Here is a 23,865-nt window from a genome sequence, read left to right on the forward strand (position 1 = left end):
CGTTCGCTGGTTACGAAGATTGAGGGCGAACTGGCGCGATGGCCCCGCCGCAAATGTTTGTTTTCGACATTACTTCGCCGCTTCAGACCTGAGCCGTAGCTGGTTGCGTTCGGCGGTGAAAATGCGCGGCTTGTCCGGATCCAATTCCTCACGCCCCAGCACCTGCTTCCAGGTATTCCTGTCTGTGTCCGGATGGCGGAACAGGCCGACAACCGCCACGAACGTCGCCTCCGCTTCCAGCGGCATATTCAGACTGGCATCCCCTCCGGGACTGATCACCACATCGCGACTGGCGAGGAGATCGGCGGCGAGCAGAATATCCCCCTCCTCCAGCAGCTGCTGGTAAACCAGCCGGTCAAAGGTCTGGCGATCTTTAAGCTGATAGATGCGCACCACCACCGGTTCAGAGAGCGAGTGATTCTCTCTGGCATCGGTGTTGAGCGCTTCACGCGCGGTAAAGTCCAGATGCAGCGTATTAATTTGCTTATAAAAAACGGCGTTGAAGGCATTTTTGGTCCCCTCCGAGACACGCTGGGTGAGCCCGCACCCGCTCAGACAAAGCGCAAGCAGGGGCAGCAGGCAGGCGGTTTTAGTCAAACTTGTACGTAACACGTCGGTTTCCTTGTAGAAAGGTGGCAGGCTGCAGGCCCGTATAGGTACCCAGCTCGGTGGTAAAGGTCTGAGGAATATCGTCCTGACACTCGCCCTCCCCCACACCCAGCACGCCGTTCATACCGAGCCAGAACGGCTCGTCCCCCAGCGGCGGGACAGCCAGCAGTCGGGTCGGCGCGGTCAGGATGATGTTGGCCCGGAATCGCCAGCCGAGGTATACCCGCAGCAGGATGAGAAAGTCCCGAAACAGCGGGCCGTCAGGCTTCCAGCCCTGCGCCTCCGCGGGATTGTCGGTGGTAAGGGCGACGAGGAGCTGGCTGCTGGCATCCATCGCTTCGTCACCCAGCGGCATATTGCCGTCCAGTAAGAAGTCGTCATCGCCGTAAAACCCCAGCGGCTGACTGATCGCCACCGGACGCAGGCTGTACGGGCTCACCCTGACGGTGGTCTCCGGGGCCAGCAGGGTGACCAGCGCCTGGATCCCCTGCTGGGTTTTGCCAGGCTGCCGCAGCACGCCAGTTAGCGCCAGAAAGCGCGACGCCGGCGAAGCGATATGCTGCGTCGTGCCGGGGATGCCCAACCCCGCCAGGCCCAGCAGCGACTGCGAGAGACGATCGGTGCCGCCAGGCTCAAAGGTGGCGGGCCAGGAGTATTTCCGCCAGATGCGGTAAAACTGCGTCATGATCCGGTGGCTGAAGATATCCAGTAAGCCCTGCAGCGCTTCATGCCCTTCCCTGCGCTGGGCGATATCATCGAGATATGCCGTCGGGAGCGGCGAATCGACACCGTACAACCCCATAAAGGTGGTGCGAATGACCGGCGGCCCGCAGTCATCAGCCTCATCGTATTCCACGGCTCTGAGTTCGCTGGCCGGGAATCCCATCCCCGGATGCGGGTAAAAACGCACCGGATCGTCAGCCGGATGGCTGGTCGCCCCCATCAGCTGTTGGCCGGGACGCCGTTTTTCCAGAAGCTGGCAGAAGCGGTAAAAATTGATCCGCGGCAGGTCGGCCTCCAGCCGCGGGTTCAGCCGGGAATGCGTCGGCTGTGCTTCTCTTCCCATTCCAGTCGTTCTCCGGTTGGTTGCAGAATGATAATCAGGCGGTTGAACAAATAGATGTCGGTGTAGAGCGCGAAGAAGCGGCTAAGCATCTCGCCAAACAGGCATATGTCGCCTCGTCCGGCAAAGCCGTGACTGTCGAGGGTGACTTCAATCTGCACGCCGCGCACCAGATGGCCCTGCGCAAAGCGCTCTGTTGCGCGGTGATTCACGTCGAGGATGGCTTCCAGACGCCGACGATTCATCTCGCTGTCGGTCCATTCATACAGCGCCAGGGTGCCGCGCAGGACTTCAGCGTTGTCCATCAGGGAAAGAAAACTGCTGCCCAGATGGCTCAGCACCCGCCAGTGAAAGCGGTCCTGGGCCGGGGGATAGCACGGCAGCGTTGGTGCGCAGAGGTTACGCACCGCGACGCTGGCGGAAGTGGTTTTCATCACCGTATCGAGCACGGTGCTCTGCAGCGCGCGACGCGGCAGCTGGCCGTTGGTTCCGGTGAGGGTCAGCGACAGGCTTTCGTCTTCCGGTACGGTATGATTGTCGAAGGCTTCTCCGCCGACGATAAGCCAGGTGTTGTACAGCCCGGAGGGGCCACGGCGCACCCGGGTATGATAGTAATAGTCCGCCGCGTCATGACGCATCATGCCGCCTTTGTGGCGAAAACTTGAGAACGGCGCGTAAACCTGCTGGTGCGAGGAGATCACGGAATCGACGGTGTAAATTTCGGTGTGGCCGTCCTGCACGCGCATCGGGCGCAGCGGGTATTCGGTCTGCAGGGAATTGATGGTCAGCGGATCGGACTCCAGCGGAAACAGGTTGATCACTGGCACGCAGTGCAGGCGCAACTGCTTTTCGCTGAAGCGGAAGTCATGTTCCCAGCGTTCCGCCAGCACGACGTCGATTTCAAACCACGCCAGTCCGGCCGGAAAAGCCACCGTCTCCAGCCCGCGCAGATCGATGAACATGAACTTTTCGCGGAAGGTAAAATACTCCAGCAGCAGCTGGTAACCGCGAAAACTGCGGCCATCTTCAGGCCAGAGGCTGTCCTCCTCGCCAAATCCCAGCGCGCTGAAATACCCGTCCAGCGGCCTTCTGTCCACCTCATCGGACATGCGCAGCCACATCCGGGCCACATTGAGGGTAAAGGCCTCGTGCATGGCGCAGGCCAGCGGCGCATCGGCGTTGCAGTAGAGCGGGATATGACTGAGATCGACCCGGCTCCAGTCCGTCAGCTGGCTGCAGGTAAAGCGCAGCGTGATCACCGACCGGCCATCCGTATCGGTGGCCAGCCGGGCGTGCTCAAGAGATAACGGCTGCAGAGCGATCGCTTTGGTGGTGGTGTACCGGCAGCGCGTGCCCTTTTCACCGATCGGCCGGGAAAGCACTTCAAAGCCTTTAGCCATCGTCATCGGCTCTTTCATTTCCTGCCAGTCGGGGGTGAACTCCACGACCGACATCGAGGGAATGGTACGTAAATAATGTGGCCACAGCAGACTGACCACGCTTTCGGTCAGCTCAGGCAGATCGTCATCGAGTTTCTCGCGCATGCGCCCCATCAGGAAGGCAAAACCTTCAAACAGGCGCTCGACAAAGGGGTCGCGGGCGCCCGCTTTGTCGAGATTGAGCATTGCCGCCTGCTCAGGATGAGCACGGGCAAACTCTTCACCCGCTTCCAGCAGGTAGCGCATTTCAGCGTCGTAATAACGCAGGGTTAAATCGTCCATAAATTAATATTGATTTCCTTTCAATCATCAGATTTTGAAACTGGCAACTAAAAAAAATAACCTTTATAACACCTGAATTAATACTTATAATTAAATGCCTTTATTTTTTTAAAACATTTATTGCTTGAACCATTTTTAATCGCGCTCTTAAAAAAATCATCTTTTATATAAATCGATGCGTAGCACACGCCCTCTTTTGAAGAAAGAATAAAATTTTGACCACCGCTACCTGCAGCGTTATATTCGTATTGACCACCAACCCTCCAACCAATGTCGAGCGCTGCATCTTTCCTAATCAGAGATGTAAACGAAGCTTTAATCTTAACTCTTTTTCCAGGTGCTATAATTTCAGGCTTTGATCGTACTATACGCGCGACTTCGTCAGGCTCAGGTTCGACATTATATATACTCTCACCTGCATATACGAATATAGTTTCGTTAGTGTTATTTATAATAACAACGACTGGCCTTATCGGAATAAAATGAGCGACAAGGACTAACACCGCTATAAATAATGCAATACCCGTTAACGTTTTTGTTTTTTTCAAAATGATTCGTCACTTTTTTCTGGATTATCTGTATTCCAGCACCAATGATTTTCTCTTGAGTGAGGAAGTTGCGCGCCAGGTGTTGTTTCTAAAACGCAAAGAATATTATCTGCCGTCAACGTCTCAGCAAATTCCCCATGTTCATAAAATAGATTAAACCCTATTTTCATGCTAGTAATGTCATCCATGGTATCATCCCCCATGGCACCTGGCGTCATGTTTTGTTCCCAAGTGGACCCTTTCAAGAGAATTGCTTCAGAAAAACCGACACTACGTCCAACATAACCATAATGTATGTTTGACCAAACATCATAAAAATAATCATGCTGTTTAAACTTATGATAATAAGACTTTGATGATTTTCCTTTCCTGGGAAGTGGTCGTGCTACTGCAACGGATGAAAAAAGATCGCGGATCTTCGGTTTATGATCCCAGATTGAACCTGTTTTCACGGTCTGATACCAAATAGTCATTGCAGCAAGTAAATCTGCTTTAGGGGGCGGCCCCAGCCTTGCATAAAAGGGAAGTTTATTCCATTCAGTAAGTCTTTTTATTATAAAATCTTCGTCGATTAAATATCGTATTGTTTCTGCCGTATCGCTTCTGACATTCGCCTTTATTTCACTTAGTATATATTCTGCAACTTTAATCGCCCCATCTGTGTGAGTACACTGTCGTTCAGTCTTATTTTCTGGATGAAGATTCTTATAGGGTTCCTGTAAAGATGCCATAAGCCCATTGAGTGAAAATAAAGTAGTTATGCATTCACCTCCTTTCTCATAAGTATCATTCATCATTGATGGAATAAACTTCGCCTTACAGGGGCAAGTACTACCGCTGTCGAGGGTTCCGGCCATTCGCCGGCCATGAATGGTATCGTTGTCGATGCCACCGGCAATCTTGTATAGCCCTGCGTGCTTTCCGCAAGTGACGCTGTCCTGCTCCCGGGCAACAGGTTTATCAAACAGAGTGTGATCTTCTGCGCCTGTAGTGATTCTTCCGCCGCAGGTCGTTCTGTCTCCCTGTACCAGATAAAAACCTTTTGCTGCCATATGTTCTCCTTAGTGTCAGTTTCCGTTCTGTTAGCCGCAAAGCACCGCGCTACTGGCTGGATCGAGCGCAATCAGACCTGCCAGCAATTGATCCATCTCCGGTTGCAACCGTAACTTTTCACTCTCGCTGCGCGTGGCTTTCATGCGCAGTAGCCTGAGCCGTCGCGATTTAATCTCGAACAACAGGGCTGGGATCCACTGCGTGAGGGTGATTGATCCCGCCGCATCGTCGAGTTCTCGCAGAAGATAGAGCGCGAGGTCATTCTTCCCCTTTTGTTCGGCCACGCGGGCCATCAGCAGGCGCAACAGCCATTTTTCTTTAGTGGATTCAGTGCCCGGGCGCGTCTGAATCCAGTGGAGTGCAGCATCGAGACCGTCAGTGTCAGCCTTCTCGAGCGCTTCAGGTTCAAGGGCCAGAATGTCGTTATCAGCGCCGCTGGCAGCCGATACTGGCTCATCCTGCCAGACGGACATATCGTCGAGTACACTCTGATTTATCCAGTTCAGCGTGACCTCATCGGCAAAGGGTGTGCCGTCGTTAAAAGCTAATGTTTCAAGCCCGGTGAGACGGCGCAGCAATCCTTTCAGATCGGCAATTATAATATCGGCCAGCACATCCTGACCCGACCTCACCAGCGCCTGATGGATATACCATTGCAGGTCAAGCCAGAGGTGGTTAGCGCCACGTGAGAAGGTACTGTCCGCCTGTTCCAGTATCTCCGACCAGCTCTGTTGCAGGTACAGCCGCTTGAGCATGGCACGCTGATCTGCTCTGGGAGGCTCGATACGTGTTTTTCCTTCAGCATCAGGCGCAGGGATGATTGTCAAGGTGTCATGACGAAGGCTTTTCATTAGCCGATGTGCGGCAAGCCAGCCATCGGGTTGAACACGCAGATATGCTGTCAGGGTTCGCGCCTGGGCCAGCAGATCCTGACCGGAGGTGATGTTACTGAGAACCGGCGCTTCGTATTCAGCCATGCGTGAAGCGGTTTGAGCCAGCCCCCGGTTTCCGACGTTCTGCGGCACCACCGCATCGACTCCCCCGCCCTTTATCAAACGAGACTCCAGTGCACCCCAGAGTGCTTGCAGATCTGGCCGTGATGTTTCTGGTTCTGTCGTCAGACAATCATCAATGAGAAGCAGCGCGCCGACGGTACGCCTTGCGTCCTCCCGCACAACTTCTGGAAAAAGTGAAAGACTGTCTAAGATACGAGTACCCGCCAGCCACTCGATGGCTGCTTTGCGGCTACGGTCGCGCTGCGGATAAAGCTGCATACCATATCGTTGCAGCAAGCCTGCCAGCAGCTCCAGCCCATCGGCCAAGCCAGCTTCCCCGTCCTGGTGCAAACGGGCCCAGCAGTAATAGGTAACAATCCGGATATCTTTTGTTGTTGCCAGTAACTGTCCAGCCAACTGGCAAATCAGTACGGTATCGACACCGGAGATCTTATTGACCTCCTCGCGGATACGCTGAAAATCATCGTCATAGCCCGGATCGCTCCCGGTGGGCTGGCTATCACTGATTGGCGAAAGCCAGGACTGCCACTGCGCCTGACGTGACCGGGCCTGCTGGCGCAGTACGCTTTCATCCAACTGACTGGCGGCAACCAAATTTTGTAAAATGCTCATTATTCCATCTCATCCATGTCACTATTCCCTACCCCCGTCGTCAGGGCCTGTGCGCTCTCAGCCGCATCGACAGTGAAAATCTGATCCGGCAGGGTCAATCCGCGCAGCGCCAGAAGCGCCAGCGGGCCACTCCCAAGCTGGGAGCGCAATACCCACTGCAGGGTGCGGCCATCCGGAGCGGAGAAGCTCATCATCCACTGGCTGCGATCCAGCGGATGGCGTTTACCCTGCTCCAGCCAGCGAATAAAGCCCCAGGTACCGCTGTAGTCACCGAACAGACGCGTGCCCGCATTGACGGTGGTCCAGGTCAGCAGAGTGCCGGGTTTATACGTCTCCCCCGGCCAGCGGAAAGTCTGCCAGTCGGCCATCTGATTGAAATAGCGCAGCTTTTGGCCGTCTATCGTCAGCTGTGTCTCGACAACCTCCGGGGCAGGCCTGGCCTGTAACTCAAAGCTGATCCCCTGGCTGCCGTCGGTGAAAAGAATGTCGGACAGCTGGCTTAGCTGGTCGATCGCGCGCAGAAAGGCCGGATTAAAGACCAGGCCGTGACTGTTGACCTTATCCGGCACCCACTGACTACCTTCTTTATGCAGGACACCGTTCAGCTCCGTCGTGAGAAAACGTTCGATTCGCCCGCTGTCTTTGCGCACAAACTCAGCCAGCATCGGCAGGGAGGCGTCGCTTTTGCTGGCGGCAAACGGAAAGCGTCCGTCAAAGGCGGTGTGCCAGTTGGCGACCACCGAGCGGCGCCATTTATCATTCAGACTGGCCGCCGACGGCAGAAGCACGGTTTCCCAGGCCTGAGTCAGCGGCTGCACAAACAGAGTATTACCGAAGCCACTCCACTCTTCGCCAAGGCTTGCCGAAATCAGGCTACCGTACTGTTGCGTGTCGGTCAGGTCGACGCTTTTCCCCTGGAAGACGGTCTGCGCCAGGGTCTGCATCATCACCTGCGGATCGGAAGCATTCGCAACCTGCTGCAGGCGCAGGCGCACGCGGGTGATACGGGTCAGATAGGTTTGCAGGCTCAGGGTGCTATCGGCCGACATGACGTTGCTGCCCGTGTTTTTCCCCATCAGCTGGAGCAGTGGGCCGAACGTGTCATCCAGAGGCCCCTGCGGGCCGGCTGCCGACTGGTCGATGACCGGCTTGTCTTTCCCGCCCACCAGATCTTTGGCCGATTTAATAAGGCTGTCCGACAGCCCCTCCCTTTGTTGCCCCGCCTGCCCCTGCCAGGCAAGGGTATTCATCAGGGCAATCAGCGGCGACTGGCGGACATCGCTAATCAGCGTGAGCTGGTCGGTAACATCGGCGATATTGGTCGCCGGATTAAGTCGCAGACTGTTGAGAAAATTCAGCCAGCTGCCGGCGAAATCGGTGAAGTAGCGTCGGGTCAGACGCGCTTTCAGCGCCTCCGGCGACAGGTCTGTCGACATCGTTTTGCGCGAATCGCTCAGCACCCAGTCGATTTCCTCCCGGCGCGAGCTGGCTGCCTTATCAATGGCCTGCTGAATGCCGCCTTCCCATGCCTGGCGGGTAAACATCCCCGGGACCACTTCATCGGTGGTAAACAGGCGGCGCGCATCGGTGCCACTGGTCATGTCTTCCAGCGATACATCGGCAAAATTACGACGCACGGATTTGAGCATGTTCTCATATAAGGTGCTTTCGGCATTGCGGCGACCTAGCTGCTGCAACAGAACCTGACGGCTCTGACTCACCCGTTGCGCATCCGGGATGATCTTCCACTCTGGCCGCTCGGGCAGCAGGGAGAGATAAAAGGCCCACAAATCCGGCGCCAGACTTTGCCACAGACCGGTCGAGATCCCCATTCGCGTCGGCTGGACCGTTTTCATGGTCTGCGCAAAAAATGCGCCATCGGCTTTATCCGGACGAGCCATCATCAGCCAGGCTTTCAGCTGGTCATAGCCCGGTTTCGCCAGCTTGGCTCGTTGGTCGCTATTGGGGGCGGAGTTGACCAGCGCGTTGAGCGCCTGCTGCAACGCGGCATTGGCCGGGTCACGTATCAGGCGATGATTTGCCACACCGTACCAGGGTAGGACGGCGTTTAATAGTTGCTGATGATGGTCCAGACCAAAGCGCCGATACCAGGGCGCCCCCTTCTGCCCATCGTGCACGAGACGGCCGGCCTCATTGCGCAGGGCATGGAGGGCCGTCAGTTGATAGTCAGAAACGGAGGGGTGGGCCACCAGGTCGCGGGCTTTTCCCGCTACCGAAGCAATCTGACTGTAATTGAGGGCAAAGGAGAGCAGCAGTCCCGCCGCCCACAGGCCGAGGATCGCCAGCAGACCGCACGCCAGGCCCCGCTCCCACGCCATTCCCACGTGATGCCCGCGTAAACGGCGGCAGTCATCGACGATCCCCTGCCAGGTCGCGGGCAGCGTCAGGAGATGAGGCTGGCTCGCAGGCGAGGTATCAGCTTCCTGATACGGATCCACGGCGCGAGGTTCTGGCAGGCTAAACATCAGGCCTCGCAGCGCAAGCCGCTGCCGCGAGGCGGTCAGCCACGGCGCCAGCTGCCGGCGCCATTGTGCGATCTCCCCGTCGATAAGCTGCTGCCCCAGACGCAGCAGGAAGTCGTGGCGGGTCTCCTCCGCGATCTGGTGCATCCCCTGCTCCCGCAGCGTGGGCAGCATTTGCGCAAGCTGACGGGCGACATCGTCCTCAGTGGCGCGCAACGGGAAGCTAACCCCTACCGCCTGCACCGCGCGGTCAGCCTGCGGCCACTCACTGTCGCACAGTTTCCATAACCAGACCGGGGCGGCATAGCCCAGCAGTTCGCTGATTTTTTCCAGCCCGTGCAGGTCGCTCTCGCTTATCAGCGGCGTCAGGGTGAGAGACGACGGCATCACCCGCACAATCCCGTCCAGAGGACGGCCACGGCGCAGCTTGCGCAGCGCGGCGTATTGCTGACTGTCGGGTTCGGAGAGCAGACTGCCGCCGTAAATCAGAACGGTACGCTGGCCCTCCAGCCAGCGCTGCTGGCGCAGACCAGGCACCAGTTGTTCGATTGCCGCCTCGTCGCCGGTGACTAAAAGCAGGCGGACTTTGCGCCGCCAGTGAATTCCAATTCGGGTTCGCAGATGGTCACGAATCCTGGCACACATCACCACTGCTGGAGAAACAGAGATGTTTTCACTCTCATCTTTTCTCTTATTGTCATCACCACGAGTGACATCCAGGAGCGCCTCAAACTCCTTTTTACCGGCACTGCGAGCTGTCCACAGGAGCATAACTAACATGATAAAGATACATCCGGTAATGCAGCACCCACCAATAAGCCAGTAATTCTGCTGCTGACTATCGCCCTCAAGTCCGGCCATGTCAGGATGTTTCCAGACGATAAATGTCATTGCAGCCAAGAGTAAAAAGAGAATGAATACGACTGAAAGATAGCGACCTTCCGTAGTTTTCGGTGCTAAAAGTAACTTCACAGATCCATCTCCTGTCTTGAAGCTATCGGGGTAATAAGCGTGCTCCATAGCACTTTCTGAGTGGTATCCCCGCAGATAATCATCTGCGGGGATTGTGTTTGTCGGGCGATTTCAGTGGCGGCAGCAATAGCCAGCCAGGGTGCAGCGGCTCCAGCATTCCCCATGGATATATCGAGTGAAATGACAGCCTCATCTTTTACGCACTGCGCAGGATGTGCATTCTGACATCCAATCGCTTCTGCACGTTGCTCACCTGTCATTCCAGCGAGCCATAAATTTTTCACCATACTTTCTTTTAGCGGGACGTTCCAGGCGGCCATCCTCATCCCTTCGCTAAGTTCACCTGAGGGAGCAGCATCTGGCCGGTGTAGTAATGCGAGGGGGTCAAGCGCCTCTTGCGTTAGGCGGTTGCCAAGAAGTAGAGCAACAGCCGCTTCAGCAGTATTGTTTGTAACAACCGGATCAATCTGGAGGCCAACGATCAATAACATTGCTTTATCTTTAATACGTTCATTTAACCAGCGGTCAATTACACTAAGACCACGCCCTTCAACGTGTTCAACAGGAAAAGTGATATTGTTCTTTTGCCATGCCTCATCCCAGTAATGGCGAATGTTCTCCAAAGGCAGCGATGTTGTTACATCAAAAACTACTACTAGTGGGCATTTATCAGGGATTTGTGTAAAAGGAATGTCTGCAATCATCTGCGAAAAAATATTCATTATCACGAATTCCATAGAATCCTGCGGGCTGGAAGAAATTTGGCTCATTCTGGCGCTTTCATTACCATCCCGGCCGTCCTGTGAAACAATAATGCTGTCGTTGTTTTGCATAGCAATAGCGGTATCTTTCTGAGCAACTGATGAGTGGCCGGTAATAAATGTTGCACTCAGCACTTGTAATGCACGCCGTGCCTTACGGGTTTCTCGAAGAATCCACTGTTCTCGCTGTTTGTCAAAAGCGTTTGCTTTGCTATCCTGTAAAGACCAAACAAGCAGACGAGAAGAAAGCAAGACACTCCACAAAGCAACAGGAAAACCTAAAGCTAATCTCCAGAAGTACAGATTTTCAACATAACGCCCAAATATACGCATTATGATAATACTGACTGAAAGCATGACAACCAGAGCAACAAGCCAACGAGAAAATTTCAGAGGCTTAGGTCTGGGGTAGCGTTCTGGCAAATGTTTAAGTGTATATGGCATTAATTTCCTCATATTACAGGATGGCTAAATTAGCTTGATATGCAGGCGAAACAAAAACTCACCACATTATATTTCTTTCATTAGCAAACTCACACTTAAACATACGACCATCCTTTTTGGTAAAAAACAGAAATCAACGTGCTAGTTTACTTTTGTCGTTGAAGTGGCCTTCCATTTTTTTCAGCATGTAATTTAACAGAGACTTGTCTTTTTTAATTATAATCAGGAATCGGAGGGTTTTCTCCACCACACCTACCGTTTTCAACTATGATATTCTCTTCCCCTCGTAGGGCATATTTCAATCCATTTTATACGCGAAATAGTTGACAGTAACTGGGTCTATCCCACCAATACATCCAATTTATAAGCAAATAAAACAGTGCCTTCGTCATTGGTAAAGCTACTGTTTATTTCAACTGATTCTTTTACCCCCCATTCAGATTAATATCCATTTCACAGTCAATAATATAATCATTTGAAATGCAATCATCCTTACCCTTTGTCACCTGTTTTACAGATAAATACTCTGCAGTATTATTCTGGTTGATTTCCTTTTTCATCACCAGTAAATGCTTACCAGAATTACCTTCCCACTTTGTAGAAAAGATTGGATTTTTAGTAAAAATAGAGTTTATTGGCTACAAAATAATATGCAACACAACCTAAAAAGCAGCAAGAGCGCTGAATAATGATTAATCAACAACACCCTTAATTTAGGGCGAGATGCTTACATCAATACTCACAAGCTATTTTTGCAGCATAAATTTATTGGCAACTTTGCAAGCTAAAGTTCCGTCGGGAAGAGAATCAAACAAAGAGGTAAAGTTATATAGAACTGTTTTCCCATTAACTTTCTTAAATTCAATAAAATACCCATAAGCACCATCATCATCACATTTTTTTCTAATAGACTCTGGTAGTGCAAAAGATACATTCCATACACACACTTTTTCATTTGGGAAAACTGCCGATGTGTTAACAGGATACTTTGATTTTTTGTCCACTCCCCAGCCATAGTAAACCTCAGATACATTGACAATGTGTACTGTATTTATTTTTGATAAGTAAATCACTTTCAACATAACGCCTCATTTCTTTTGAAGACATTTCAATCAACAACTTCTTATTATTTTTTTTGAAAACCTCTCTTAGAGAATCTATATTTGAGTTATCCATACACTCTTCTGCCAGTACACATGAGCTGTAACCAAGTAACAATGCTAAAACATAATAATACTTCACATCACCTCCAGTATTAAATTTTTTTTATCACCTTGTTCTTCCATCCTCTTTCGAGAGTAGATTGGCTCCAAGGCTTTCACGCAACTCTGCAATATTAGAAATCGCTGCTTCTCTCGAGCCCGAATTTATTATTTTTTGTGCATAAGAATAATATGAATTAGGTACATAGAACCCTATCAACTCATAATGTAACCGTCCATTGATATAAACTTGATATAACGGGTTTATTGTTACACTATCTCCCTGATTTCCGCCAAGCACACCTATTTCTCCATCCTCAAAAAGACAGTATATAAAAGCAACGTGCCCTTTCCAAGATCCTTTTTTCCGCAAAACGACTATTGCGCCGTATATAGGTTGAGACACTTTTATAAAACTTTTATTTTTCGAGAAAGATTGAGAACTGGCGCTACCAGATGTTGAATACCCAGATTCTTTAAGGCAATAATTTACAAAAGAAGCACACCACGGATTAGAGTCACCAACCATGGATGACATATTAATGCCTGTCTTCTTATGGTAGTTTATTCCGCCATCGCCTTCCTTTACACGCCCCCATTTCCATCGAGTATCTCCCTCCTCGAATGCAACCGCCATCCACGGAGCCTCTCGCTGATCATGAGGAAGTAACGCAATCGGATTACCGGAATTTTTTCCTCCGACTGATTCCAGCGTTTTTTTATTGGAATTTACTTCTTTGTTTTGCAGTTGTTTTTTACTCACTGTTTTTGAGGTTGGAGGATTAATTGCTGAGTTATCGGACTCGACCGCAGTATTGTTACCATTTTTTCTTATAGAAATTGATTGCCCCGGATATATTTTATTAGGGTCTGATATATTATTCTGACGCGCAATATCGTCAACATTCGCACCATTTTTTTCTGCGATCTTCGCCAGCGTGTCACCAGGTACAACGATATAGATTAAGGGGCTATTAGTTTTGGCACCATAAATCGTCAAGTGTTGACCAGGGAAGATCTTACTCACATCTTTTATATTATTGTTTTTGGCAATTTCATCAGTGCTTGTCTTATAACGTTTGGCAATTTTTGATAGAGAATCTCCTGGTGTAAGCGCACCCGTTTTAGTTCCACGCACTTTTTGAGATTTCCGGGGTTTCAGCCATCAGCCGGTATTCTTCCGGCGTCAGGTTATTCAGGGATTCGTGGGGGCGCTCGCCGTTATATTCAGCCAGCCAGCGCTCTGTAATTTCCCGTGCTTCATTCAGTGTTCTGAACAGATAAAAATCCAGTATTTCTGTTCTGTATGTCCGGTTGAACCGTTCGATAAAGGCATTCTGCGTTGGCTTGCCGGGCCTGATAAAATCCAGCATCACACCATGCTCTTCTGCCCATTGTGCCAGCGTCAGCGAGACCAGTTCCGGACCGTTATCCATCCGCATCTTTAGCGGATATCCGCGGTTTGCCACGATCCTGTCCAGCACTCTCACGACCCGCTGCGCCGGGATATTCAGGTCAATTTCGAGCGCCAGTGCTTCGCGGTTAAAATCATCCACCACGTTGAAGGTCCGGAAGCGTCTGTCGCACACCAGCGCATCGTGCATAAAATCGATGGACCTGCTCTGGTTCATCGCCTCTGGCGTCACCAGCGGAACCGGATTGCGCACTGGCAGGCGCTGTTTTCCCTTACGGCGAAAATTCAGTTTCAGCAGGCAGTAAATCCGGTGAACGCGCTTATGGTTCCAGCTTTTGCCCTGCCTGCGCAGCACCTGAAAAAGCTTTTCAAATCCGTATCGCGGATAGCGTTCAGCCGCCACGGTCAGCGCCATAATGACTGGCTCATCACGTTGCGTATCAGGCTGATAACGAAATACCGTCCTGCTCAACGACAATATACTGCATGCCTGACGTAAGCTCATGGCAAACTGCGCGGTCAGATAGCTGACCAGCTCACGCTTTATCGCTGGTTTTAAAGCTTTTTTTCAATAACGTCTTTCAATGCGCGGCACTCGAGGCTCAGGTCCGCAAACATCTGTTTCAACCGGCGGTTTTCATCTTCGAGGTCCTTCATCTTTTTGATATCAGAGGCTTCCATACCGCCGAACTTCGCTTTCCAGTTGTAGTACGAGGCCTCAGAAATCCCCGGCTTCGCGGCACACATCTTTGACGGTGCGTCCGGCTTCGACGGACTTCAGAACGGCGATGATCTGGTGTTCGGTGAATCGGGCTTTGCGCATGGCGATCTCCTCCAGGAACATAATCAGTATGCAGGAAGATCTCTAAATGTGAATGGTCCGCTTTACCGGGATGCTTACATGACATTTCCCCAGCAATGGCGCTTGAAAAACACAACATACTTATGATTAATGAAATGTATCTAAACAAAACAACTGACCCCAATATCATTAAGGACTGGAAGGGAGTATCTTTGATCTTATAGATTGGCAAATGGACCTTCCTAAAAGCTTATAGCTAATAATTCCATCAACATTCAACTCATTCGTAAAGATATGCCCAGGGGCTTTTGAATCGAACGTATAAATAAATAATTTATTATCTTTCACTGCATAAAAAAGAACTCCATCAAATCCAGAAACTTGATCATCAGAGTAAGATGATAATATTTTGGCAATCTGAGTTCTGGATGATAAGTCTGTTATGGATTTTATTAATATATTGTCATCAATACCTTTTGGGAGCGTATTCAAATATACGTTATCAATATAAGGAGTATAATCATTTTGATCGCACGAAGGAGTGTGAGGATTGTCCACACCGTAATAATTTCTAAAAAAGCCATCAAGGACATATTTATAATCACTTGCAGAAGGCAATGCCTTTACAAGTAAGGATATTCCTCCGGGATCACCTGCCATCACTCTCAATGACAACAACAGTAGCATACTTATACCTATAAAATTTTTCATCGACCGCCACCTTCATCTTTCACAGATTTAGTTTTGCTATCAAACCCGAATAAATTATTGTTTACATCGTCAACATCAACTATAGGTAATTCCGCTGAATTTTTTGAATAATATTCTTTATACGCGACAGGTATATAATATTTATAAAATTTTTGATACACAGGAATTTCCTTTTTTTTTCTAACAGTCATGCTGAATCTAGATGTTGGTTTCGTGGTACTATACATCGATAACTTAATAGTACCTCCACCATATGCTTTACCTCCTTGATTTCCGCCTAAGCCAGCAATATCACCGTTACTCGTTTTTCCATACACAAATGTTACATGTCCATTGCCTGTAAATTCATCACTTGATTCGACATAAGTACGAAAGACCATCAATGCACCATATACAGGATTTTTTATCTCGATAAACTTAGTTTTATCATAAACTGGAAATTGAGAAGACTTTGTAAAACTCCTGGAGTAGTCATACCCTGTTTCTTTCAAGCAATAATTTGCAAACGAAGCACACCATGCCGTACTACCCAATGACCCTTTAGAACCCGTAAGATTATGATAATTATCAGTGATTTTCTTCTCTCCTGTTCCATGCCATTCCGTAACCTCGCGGATTGCAATCGCCATCCATGGTGCCTCTCTCTGATCATGGGGAAGCAAGGCTATCGGTTTATCCGATTTTTTAGAGCCTACTGATTCCAGTGTTTTTTTATCTAAATTGACCGATTGCACATTGGGTGAAGTTCTACTAACTGGGGGCTGAGGTTTGGGTGCCTGTTTGTCAGAGACTAAGACAGGGCTGCTACCTTTTGAGCAGTTTGCATCATTTGAAATCAATATCGACTGACCTGGATAGATTTTGTTTAGATCTACGATATTGTTCCAACGAGCGAGTTCATCAACAGTTACGCCATATTGTGCTGCGATCTTCGCCAGCGTGTCACCAGGTACAACGATATAGATTAAGGGGCTATTAGTTTTGGCACCATAAATCGTCAAGTGTTGACCAGGGAAGATCTTACTCACATCTTTTATATTATTGTTTTTGGCAATTTCATCAGTGCTTGTCTTATAACGTTCGGCTATTTTTGATAGAGAATCTCCTGGCATGACTATATAATCTATCGGTTTCAGAGCGCTCTTCTCACGTGGCACTTTGGGAGTCTCGGCAAGTGTTTTTGCAGAGAATTGAGAAAAGTTTCGCGTGAGCAGTATATTCTTCGTTTCATCCCCAGCAACAGCTGAATAAACAACATCCTCTTTTCCAGCAGAATTAGTATATTTGACGACAATAACCATTCCTTGTTTGGTATGAATAATTGTCTTTAGCTTGCCGTAAACGTCTGTTTTCCACTCGTAGCTAGTACTTCCTAGTGTTACCTTAAATGGCACATTAGCAATTGGGCGAGAGCCGTCTGAAACCGTCAAGTTTGTCACATATACCCATTTTTCAGTACCAGCCTTCAGGCCACCTTCTTTTTTACTGATCGCATCCACAACTTTGCTGAATTCTTTATCATTCAAGTCAGATATTTTTTTATCTTTTGCAACGCCACTCTCTGAACTTATAAAGTTAGCATAAGCTACGGGATCATTACCTGCGGTTTCAGGAGCATACTGCGACATCATCTCAGATATGGTGTCATTTCGGTATTTTCGCCTCAATAATGCACATTTCTCACGCTCCCCAGCTTCAATACTGGAAAAAATCGCAAATGTATTTTCTTTCGGATTATATACAGTGCCGGCACCTATTCGCCCTTTTTGCTTACTTGCATCAGGCAATGCCATAATATTTCCGGGGTTGTTAAATCTCCAGTTTAATGTCCCTGCAGTTTTTAGCAAACGAGTCCCATCACCAGCTTCGTACTCAACCGTCTTGGTTTCAAGATGGTATGTCGCTTTTATAAATCTCATACATCATCCTTTTTATTTTATTCTGTTGGCTGAAAGCTGGTGTCGTTTAATAAGACGGAAGTCATATGATAGCCTGTGACAGCAAGCATAATTTTTCCATCTACAGTGACATGGTGATTAAGTAGATTGCGTTTAGTTTTATAATCATCACCACTAACAATGAGCTGAATATTGCTGTTCCAACCTTTTTGCTCAGTATTAGCAGCAACCACGCACTTTAGAGGACTATTTATATGCAGGATCCAGTAGAGTAATTTTTCGTCATGCGCCCTATCTTCCCCCCAATTTGGGGGGCCGTAAAATATTTCTTCTTTCATTACTCCTGTGAGTACAATCTTATCCCCCTCTTTCAGGCATGCAGCATATACACCGAAGCTATAAAATAAGATAACCAGACTCAACATAAGTTTCATAAGCATACTTAACACTATCAACTATCCTTTGTTAAACTTAATAAAGTTGAAATCATTGATTCAGTCAATGCTGATGTTCTATCATCTTCAAAACCCATTTCACTTAAATGAAGATCGGCATCAGGTGCTTCATCCTCAAAATCCTCCATACTGTCGTCTTCAGTTGATGAGACAGAAAGCTCCTCTTTACTCCAAGTTTCTCGGCCAATGATTAAATTTAATGTATCGCTTTCAGGAAGTACTATTTTGGGGAAACGACCTGAAGTGTCTACTGTTCCGGTAGACAGAATTTTTCCAGCGCTATCAGAAATACTGTACGGCTGATTTATCAGCCAGTTCATACTCTGGCTGACACTATCCGCACCTGGAAAAGCAAAACGTAAACTGTGCTCTCCAGGCTCCATTACAGGAAATACAGGCATTTTGACTTTTTCAGAAGCGCTTTCCTGACGCCCGTAATATCCTGCTTTCGTGCGATATTCGCCTGCAGTAGCAGATTCAATCGCATTTGCATCAAGTCTGATATAACTCCCTCCACCATTCAGGGTCAGCTTCTTCTTCGCGATGATTTTGATTTCATCCTCCGTGCTGACAATGCTGATTTCCTTCCGGGCAAGCAGCGCCATCAGGTCATTCTGCGCCTGCATCTGTACCGGTCCCTGATTCGCTATCAGCCTGATCCCAAGCTTTCGCACAAACACGCTCAGCGCACTGCCCACCCCGATGAACAGGTTTTTCACCACGCTGACATCCGCATTCTTTCCGGCCGTGGCAATCAGGTTATGCCCGGCTGAGACCTGCAGATGCTCCCCGCTGGTCAGCGCTATCCCCTCCGGCGCGCTGACCAGCAGTACCGATTTTTTGAGGTCCGTCAGCTGCTGCTCCAGCAGGGTAATTTGCGCCTGGAGATCGGCCGGGTTCGCGGTCGCCTTCTGCGCGTCACCGGAGATGGACATCATCTGCTCCCGGGCTTCGGCCAGATTGCTGACCGCCGGCTCCATCGCCAGCACCTGCCCCTGAGCCTGCGCCTGCCCGTCCGCGCTGATAAAAATACCCTTCTGTGCCCGGATAGCGCCCCAACTGTCGGTTCTCAGCTCAAAGCCTTCGCCGCGCGGCTGCTTTTCAGCATCCACCAGATGCCCGAGATTGAGCTGGCTTTTACCGCCGTACTCCGTGCTGACCTTGATATGTTCTTTCCCGCGCTCATCGTCGAGGCGGATTTTGTTGTTGGCCGGGGTGCGCAGAACGTTGCGTTTGTCATTGCGGATGGTGACGTGGTCGCCGTGCGCCGAGTCGTGCAGCACGCCCGCGATATACGGCCGGTCAGGGTTACCATCCTCAAAGCCAATCGCTACCTCCGTCCCCGCCAGCAGCGGCAGGTGCAGGCCGTAAGTGTCTCCGGCATACGGTCGCGACTGACGGACCCACAGACTCTCGAACCCGGTTTCCCAGCGCGCCCGGTCAAACAGCATATTCACCCGGTAGCGCCCGTGTTTATCGATATGCCCGTAGGTGTCGTTTTCCCGGGTGCTGGTCACGCGGGCCGGCAGCGTCCCGGCCATCACCGGACGCGCGCCGGGCTCAGGCCGGTAGCCGACGTCCGGGCTGTCCGGTATGCCGGCAAACTCCACCGCAAAGTCCGCATCGCGCCGGGCGTGGCTGTGCATCGCCGTGACGAGCACGCCATCAGCAAACTCCCCGGCCACCTCCTCTCCGCCGGTGACCTTCAGCACCTGCCCCGGGCAGAGCGTCGGGCAGCTGGTGGTGGCCTGCATCCGGGTCTGGCCGTTCAGATAACGCTCATGGCGAAGGCGGGCGTAAAACGCCCCGGACTCCGGCGCCGGATGCCGGTCATGGGCATTCCCCGCCGTCAGGTAGTTATCTCCCCAGTGGTAAGCCTCACCGAAGGTGGTGGTCTCCCCGCGGGTGACATCCACCTGCGCGCTCATGTCCGCCGTCGCCTCGCGGTAGTTGTAGTCGCGGGTACTGACCTGCTGCTCCACGACACGGTGGCGGCATGCCATCTCCCACACCGCGTCCACCCCGGCCGACTGCTGCCCGGACGGCGGGACCGAAGGCAGCGTCAGCCCCTTCTCATAGCCCTGCTGACTGTCGCAGAACTCAGCGACGTCGATGTGCAGCCGCGTGTCGGCGGAAAAGCGAAACCAGATCCCCACCTCACCCAGCAGACGGGTGATAAAGCGCAGGTCATCCTCGCCGTACTGCATCACCTGCTCGCGGCGCGGATACGTTTTTGTCAGTGAGAACAGAAAATCCTGACCGCGCAGGCCGTGGCGCTCGCGGAGGATTTTTTCCACAATCTGCGGAACGGACTGGTCCTGGTAAATGGCGTTCTGGTGCGAGCGGTTAAGCAGCGCCAGGCGCGGCTGAAGCGTCAGCGCGTAGTGCGTTTCATCCCTGGAGGTACTGAGCCGTTCAAACCCCGTCACCACGCCCTGGATCACCCGCACGGGTTGCTGAACATTGATGCCGAAGCCCTGAGCCACCGGCGCCTGCAGCGTCAGGGAGGCTGCCTTCATCAGCATCATCTCTTTGCTGATGGCATGGTCTGCGCTGGTGAATTCGATACGGTAGCGGAACGGCTGGCTCAGGGCTTCATCGCCCTCAAACGCCAGCACATCAAGCCCGGCTTCACATCCCTTCACCGAAAGCAGGTGGTGGTTGTGGCTGAACAACAACGATTTCACGCTACTCATCGGCGATCGCCCCCTCGTCAAACGCCATCACGATGCCTTCCTCTTCGTGATACCCCAGCGTCACCTGGCGCGGTTTCTGCCCCGCCGCCATATGGCTCAATAGCTGCTGGCTCAGCGCCGGCAGGATCTGCTGATTGAGCAGACTGTCGACGTTGCGGGCGCCGGTATCCGGCAGCATGCAGGCCTCGGTCAGCGCGTCGAACAGGCTCTCGCTGAGGGTGGTGGTGATTCCGTAATGGCAAGCCAGACGCTGACTCACCTGCCCGAGCTTCATGCCGACAATGGCGCGCAGCGCTCCCGCCGGCAGCGGACGGTAAATCACCGTCTGGAAGCGGGCCAGCAGCGCCGGCTGGAAGTGGCCGCGCAGTACCGGGCGCAGCAGCTCGTGCAGGTCTGATTCGCTGGCCTCCGGCTGTTCATCCAGCAACTGCATCAGGAGGTCGCTTCCGAGGTTGGCGGTCATCAGGATCACGGTGTTGCGAAAGTCGATTTCACGCCCCTCGCCGTCGCGCATTACCCCCCGGTCGAAGACCTGGTAGAACAGGTTCATCACATCGCGATGAGCCTTCTCCACCTCATCGAGCAGCACCACGCTGTAGGGGCGTTTGCGCACCGCCTCGGTCAGGATCCCGCCCTGGCCGTAGCCGACGTAGCCGGGCGGAGAACCCTTCAGCTGGCTGACGGTGTGCGGCTCCTGGTACTCGGAGAGATTGATGGTGATCAGCGCTTTCTCGCCGCCGAACAGCGCATCGGCCAGGGCGAGCGCCGTTTCCGTTTTGCCGGTGCCGCTCGGCCCGACCAGCAGGAACACCCCCTGCGGACCGTTCTCCGGCGTCAGGCCGGTTTTCGCGGCGCGCAGGCGCCGGGCAATAGCGCTCAGGGCCGCCTCCTGGCCAACCACCCGTTTGCCGAGACTCTCTTCCAGACTCAGCAGCTCCGTCTGCTCATCTTTCATTAGCAAGGAGAGCGGCACGCCGGTCCAGTCGGCAATCACCGTCGCCACGGTGCGGACGTCGACGTCCAGCCCGAGCAGCGGATTGCCCAGCTGGACGGCAATAAGTGCGTTTTGTAGATCGCTAATTTCCGCCTGGCGGGAGATATCGCGGCGACAGGCCAGCAGCGCCTCCGTCAGCTGCAGCTCCTGACCATACTGAGTTTCAAGGGTATCCAGCGCCAGAATAAGGCGGATCTCCTCCTGCTCAATGGCCGCCAGCCGTTCGCCGTGGGCGCTGTTGCCCAGCGCAATATCTTCCAGCAGCGCCTGCTTCTCCATCGCCAGCGCGGTGAGCTGCGCCTTCATGCGGGTCAGCGGCTCAGGCACGGTATCGAGACTCATACGCAGGCGGGCGGAAGCGGTGTCGAGTAAATCCACTGCCTTGTCCGGCAGCTGGCGGCCGGTGAGATAGCGTCGTGACAGCGTCACGGCGGCGCGCACCGCATCATCCGTGATATGCACGCCGTGGTGGTCGGCATAGCGGGACTTCAGGCCACGCAGCATCAGGCAGGCGGTGTCGTCGTCCGGCTCATCCACCTTGACCATCTGAAAGCGGCGCTCCAGCGCGGCGTCGCGCTCGAAGTACTGCTTGTATTCACTCCAGGTGGTGGCGGCGATGGTCCGCAGCTCGCCCCGGGCCAGCGCCGGCTTCAGCAGGTTGGCGGCATCCGCGCCGCCCGCCTGATTACCCGCGCCGATGATCGTGTGCGCCTCGTCGATAAACAGCAGCACCGGCGAAGGCGACTGCTGTACCGCCTCAATGATATTTTTCAGCCGCTGCTCGAACTCGCCTTTGACCCCGGCGCCGGCCTGCAGCAGACCGAGGTCGAGGGTGCGCACCGACACCGGCTTCAGCGCGTCGGGGACGTTGCCTTCGGCAATGCGCAGCGCCAGGCCTTCCACCAGAGCGGTCTTGCCCACGCCCGGCTCACCGACGAGGATCGGGTTGTTTTTACGCCGACGGGAGAGAATATCCACCATCTGGCGGATTTCCGTGTCGCGTCCGAACACCGGGTCAATCTGGCCATCTCTGGCTTTGGCGGTGACGTCGAGAGTGAATTTGTCCAGCGCGTTCTGCAGCGCCGGGTTGAGCCCATCCGCATTCAGTTCACCGCTCGCAGGACGCCCCACAAATTCCACGTCCCCGCCATGGGGCTGCGCCAGGGCCGCTTCCTGCTGCGCTGGCGGACGTTCGTCGGACTGGGCATCAAGCAAGGGGCGCAGGCGTTCCAGCTGACGCTGGCCCAGCGTTAACAGCGGCCACAGGCCATCGCACTGGATCAGATTCTGTTTTTCAACCAGCGCCATCAGCAGGTGAACACTGCGGATCTGCGCTTCGCCGCTGAGCGAGGCAATCAGCCAGGCCTCCTGCATCAGCATCTGGATAGGATCAGAGAGCTGGGGACGATGACGTACCGAGCGCGGCTGTTTATCCAGCCAGCTCAGCAGATCCTGCCACAGCGCATCCATATCCCATTCATAGCGCCGCGCCAGCACCGTCAGATCGCCTTCCCCCTGTTCCAGCAGCTTAAGCAGCCAGTGCTCGGGCAGGATCTCGGCATGCGCCCGGGTCTGACAAAGGGAGGCCGCCCCCTCCATCGCGCGGGCACAGCAGGGATTAAGACGGCGTAACAGGCTGGCTGGATTTTCCATGAGATCCTCTCTTATTGGTTCCGGACACGCTACCGCCCGTCGCTGTTCCCGAACAGGAAACCCAAAGCGCACAAGGTCAGGCAGACAGATTGTGTTTTTCTTTGCTGAGAACCCGCATCTCAGGCACTCAGCAAAAAACGGCGGGCAGAGAAACGCTGCCCGCATCAGGCGATAGTCCGCAATAAACCCCGGTCGCAGCGATAACGATGCGGCCGGAGTGAGCGAACGTCGCCTGCGCGCCAGCGGCGCGAAATATGACGGGCAATTACGCGGTGGCGCGTTCGTTCCAGCTATCGGAGTGAATGATGTTGCCGTCTTTATAGGTCCAGGTGATCTTCTCGTAGCGCAGCTCAATCTGTTCCAGATGGTTGTGCTTCTCGTAGGCGGGGTCTTTGATGTCGTGCATCAGGGGATTCACTTTCACCACCTTGACGTTCTCAAGTTTGGTATTGAAATACTCCACTTCCTGGCCGGCATCGTTGATTCTGTACCACTTGAACTCAGCGGATTTCAGGGTCTGGCCGGTGGTCACTGCCTTGTACAGGTAGGGGCTGGAGGAGTCGATCTCCTTGGTGAACAGGAACGGCGTATGGATACGCGTGCCGGTCAGTTTGCCGGTGTTGTTATCGGTCGGGATGTACAGGTTGTGCTCTTGGGCCACCACTTCGATACTGCCTTCACGATCCTGAACGTCGACAGACCCTTTAATGTCCGCGCCGCCATCGTCTTTCAGCCAAAGATAAACAGGAATTGCCATG

General features: G+C 52.4%; 16 protein-coding genes and 1 pseudogene. All 17 read right to left on the minus strand.

Features of this window, described 5'->3' with window-relative positions:
* Positions 1–69 precede the first annotated feature (69 nt).
* The 17 genes and pseudogenes from tssJ to hcp all read right to left on the minus strand — a co-directional run bounded on the left by tssJ (position 70) and on the right by hcp (position 23,864).
* The gene (gene tssJ, locus R0140_RS15665; RefSeq protein ID WP_032739994.1) at positions 70–612 is read right to left on the minus strand and encodes a type VI secretion system lipoprotein TssJ; all 543 of its coding nucleotides are present in this window, start codon (positions 610–612) and stop codon (positions 70–72) included.
* On the minus strand, positions 590–1,675 hold the full coding sequence (gene tssG, locus R0140_RS15670; RefSeq protein WP_032739743.1) for a type VI secretion system baseplate subunit TssG: 1,086 nt from the start codon (positions 1,673–1,675) through the stop codon (positions 590–592). Before tssG ends, tssJ begins: the two co-directional genes overlap by 23 nt.
* On the minus strand, positions 1,639–3,393 hold the full coding sequence (gene tssF / locus R0140_RS15675; protein ID WP_032739741.1) for a type VI secretion system baseplate subunit TssF: 1,755 nt from the start codon (positions 3,391–3,393) through the stop codon (positions 1,639–1,641). The genes tssG and tssF overlap by 37 nt, the downstream gene beginning before the upstream one ends.
* Positions 3,394–3,470: 77 nt before the next feature.
* A complete protein-coding gene (locus R0140_RS15680; protein ID WP_032739739.1) occupies positions 3,471–3,941 on the minus strand; it encodes a hypothetical protein in 471 nt (156 codons plus the stop codon).
* Positions 3,938–4,993: a polymorphic toxin type 44 domain-containing protein gene (locus R0140_RS15685; RefSeq protein ID WP_049152830.1), complete on the minus strand. Its 1,056-nt coding sequence runs from the start codon at positions 4,991–4,993 to the stop codon at positions 3,938–3,940. Before R0140_RS15685 ends, R0140_RS15680 begins: the two co-directional genes overlap by 4 nt.
* Before the next feature lie 30 nt (positions 4,994–5,023).
* The gene (tssA, locus tag R0140_RS15690; protein WP_015874732.1) at positions 5,024–6,622 is read right to left on the minus strand and encodes a type VI secretion system protein TssA; all 1,599 of its coding nucleotides are present in this window, start codon (positions 6,620–6,622) and stop codon (positions 5,024–5,026) included.
* On the minus strand, positions 6,622–10,077 hold the full coding sequence (locus R0140_RS15695; RefSeq protein WP_077258941.1) for an ImcF-related family protein: 3,456 nt from the start codon (positions 10,075–10,077) through the stop codon (positions 6,622–6,624). The genes tssA and R0140_RS15695 overlap by 1 nt, the downstream gene beginning before the upstream one ends.
* Positions 10,074–11,282, minus strand: coding sequence for a hypothetical protein (locus tag R0140_RS15700; RefSeq protein ID WP_049152832.1), 1,209 nt, complete (start codon positions 11,280–11,282; stop codon positions 10,074–10,076). The genes R0140_RS15695 and R0140_RS15700 overlap by 4 nt, the downstream gene beginning before the upstream one ends.
* Before the next feature lie 746 nt (positions 11,283–12,028).
* Entirely contained in the window at positions 12,029–12,364 is a 336-nt protein-coding gene (locus tag R0140_RS15705; protein WP_317703851.1) for a maltose transporter permease, read from the minus strand.
* Between the two features lie 187 nt (positions 12,365–12,551).
* Positions 12,552–13,622 carry a TIGR02594 family protein gene (locus tag R0140_RS15710; RefSeq protein ID WP_023157866.1) on the minus strand — a complete coding sequence of 357 codons (1,071 nt, stop codon included), beginning with the start codon at positions 13,620–13,622 and terminating at the stop codon, positions 12,552–12,554.
* A pseudogene (locus R0140_RS15715) lies at positions 13,609–14,721 on the minus strand (IS3 family transposase). The gene R0140_RS15710 and the pseudogene R0140_RS15715 overlap by 14 nt, the downstream one beginning before the upstream one ends.
* A gap of 168 nt (positions 14,722–14,889) precedes the next feature.
* Positions 14,890–15,411 carry a hypothetical protein gene (locus R0140_RS15720; protein ID WP_023157869.1) on the minus strand — a complete coding sequence of 174 codons (522 nt, stop codon included), beginning with the start codon at positions 15,409–15,411 and terminating at the stop codon, positions 14,890–14,892.
* Positions 15,408–17,330 carry a LysM peptidoglycan-binding domain-containing protein gene (locus tag R0140_RS15725; RefSeq protein ID WP_064160862.1) on the minus strand — a complete coding sequence of 641 codons (1,923 nt, stop codon included), beginning with the start codon at positions 17,328–17,330 and terminating at the stop codon, positions 15,408–15,410. The genes R0140_RS15720 and R0140_RS15725 overlap by 4 nt, the downstream gene beginning before the upstream one ends.
* Before the next feature lie 17 nt (positions 17,331–17,347).
* A complete protein-coding gene (locus R0140_RS15730; protein ID WP_224238484.1) occupies positions 17,348–17,749 on the minus strand; it encodes a DUF4431 domain-containing protein in 402 nt (133 codons plus the stop codon).
* Between the two features lie 11 nt (positions 17,750–17,760).
* Complete coding sequence (locus tag R0140_RS15735; RefSeq protein WP_162994862.1) at positions 17,761–20,451, minus strand: type VI secretion system Vgr family protein; 2,691 nt, start codon at positions 20,449–20,451, stop codon at positions 17,761–17,763.
* Position 20,452: 1 nt separating this feature from the next.
* Positions 20,453–23,107 carry a type VI secretion system ATPase TssH gene (tssH, locus tag R0140_RS15740; protein WP_049152612.1) on the minus strand — a complete coding sequence of 885 codons (2,655 nt, stop codon included), beginning with the start codon at positions 23,105–23,107 and terminating at the stop codon, positions 20,453–20,455.
* Between the two features lie 265 nt (positions 23,108–23,372).
* Positions 23,373–23,864: a type VI secretion system effector Hcp gene (gene hcp, locus R0140_RS15745; RefSeq protein ID WP_023340018.1), complete on the minus strand. Its 492-nt coding sequence runs from the start codon at positions 23,862–23,864 to the stop codon at positions 23,373–23,375.
* Position 23,865 lies beyond the last annotated feature (1 nt).

Origin of the sequence: Klebsiella sp. w6 (assembly GCF_033100215.1) — a bacterium.
Taxonomy (GTDB): Bacteria; Pseudomonadota; Gammaproteobacteria; order Enterobacterales; family Enterobacteriaceae; genus Klebsiella; species Klebsiella variicola.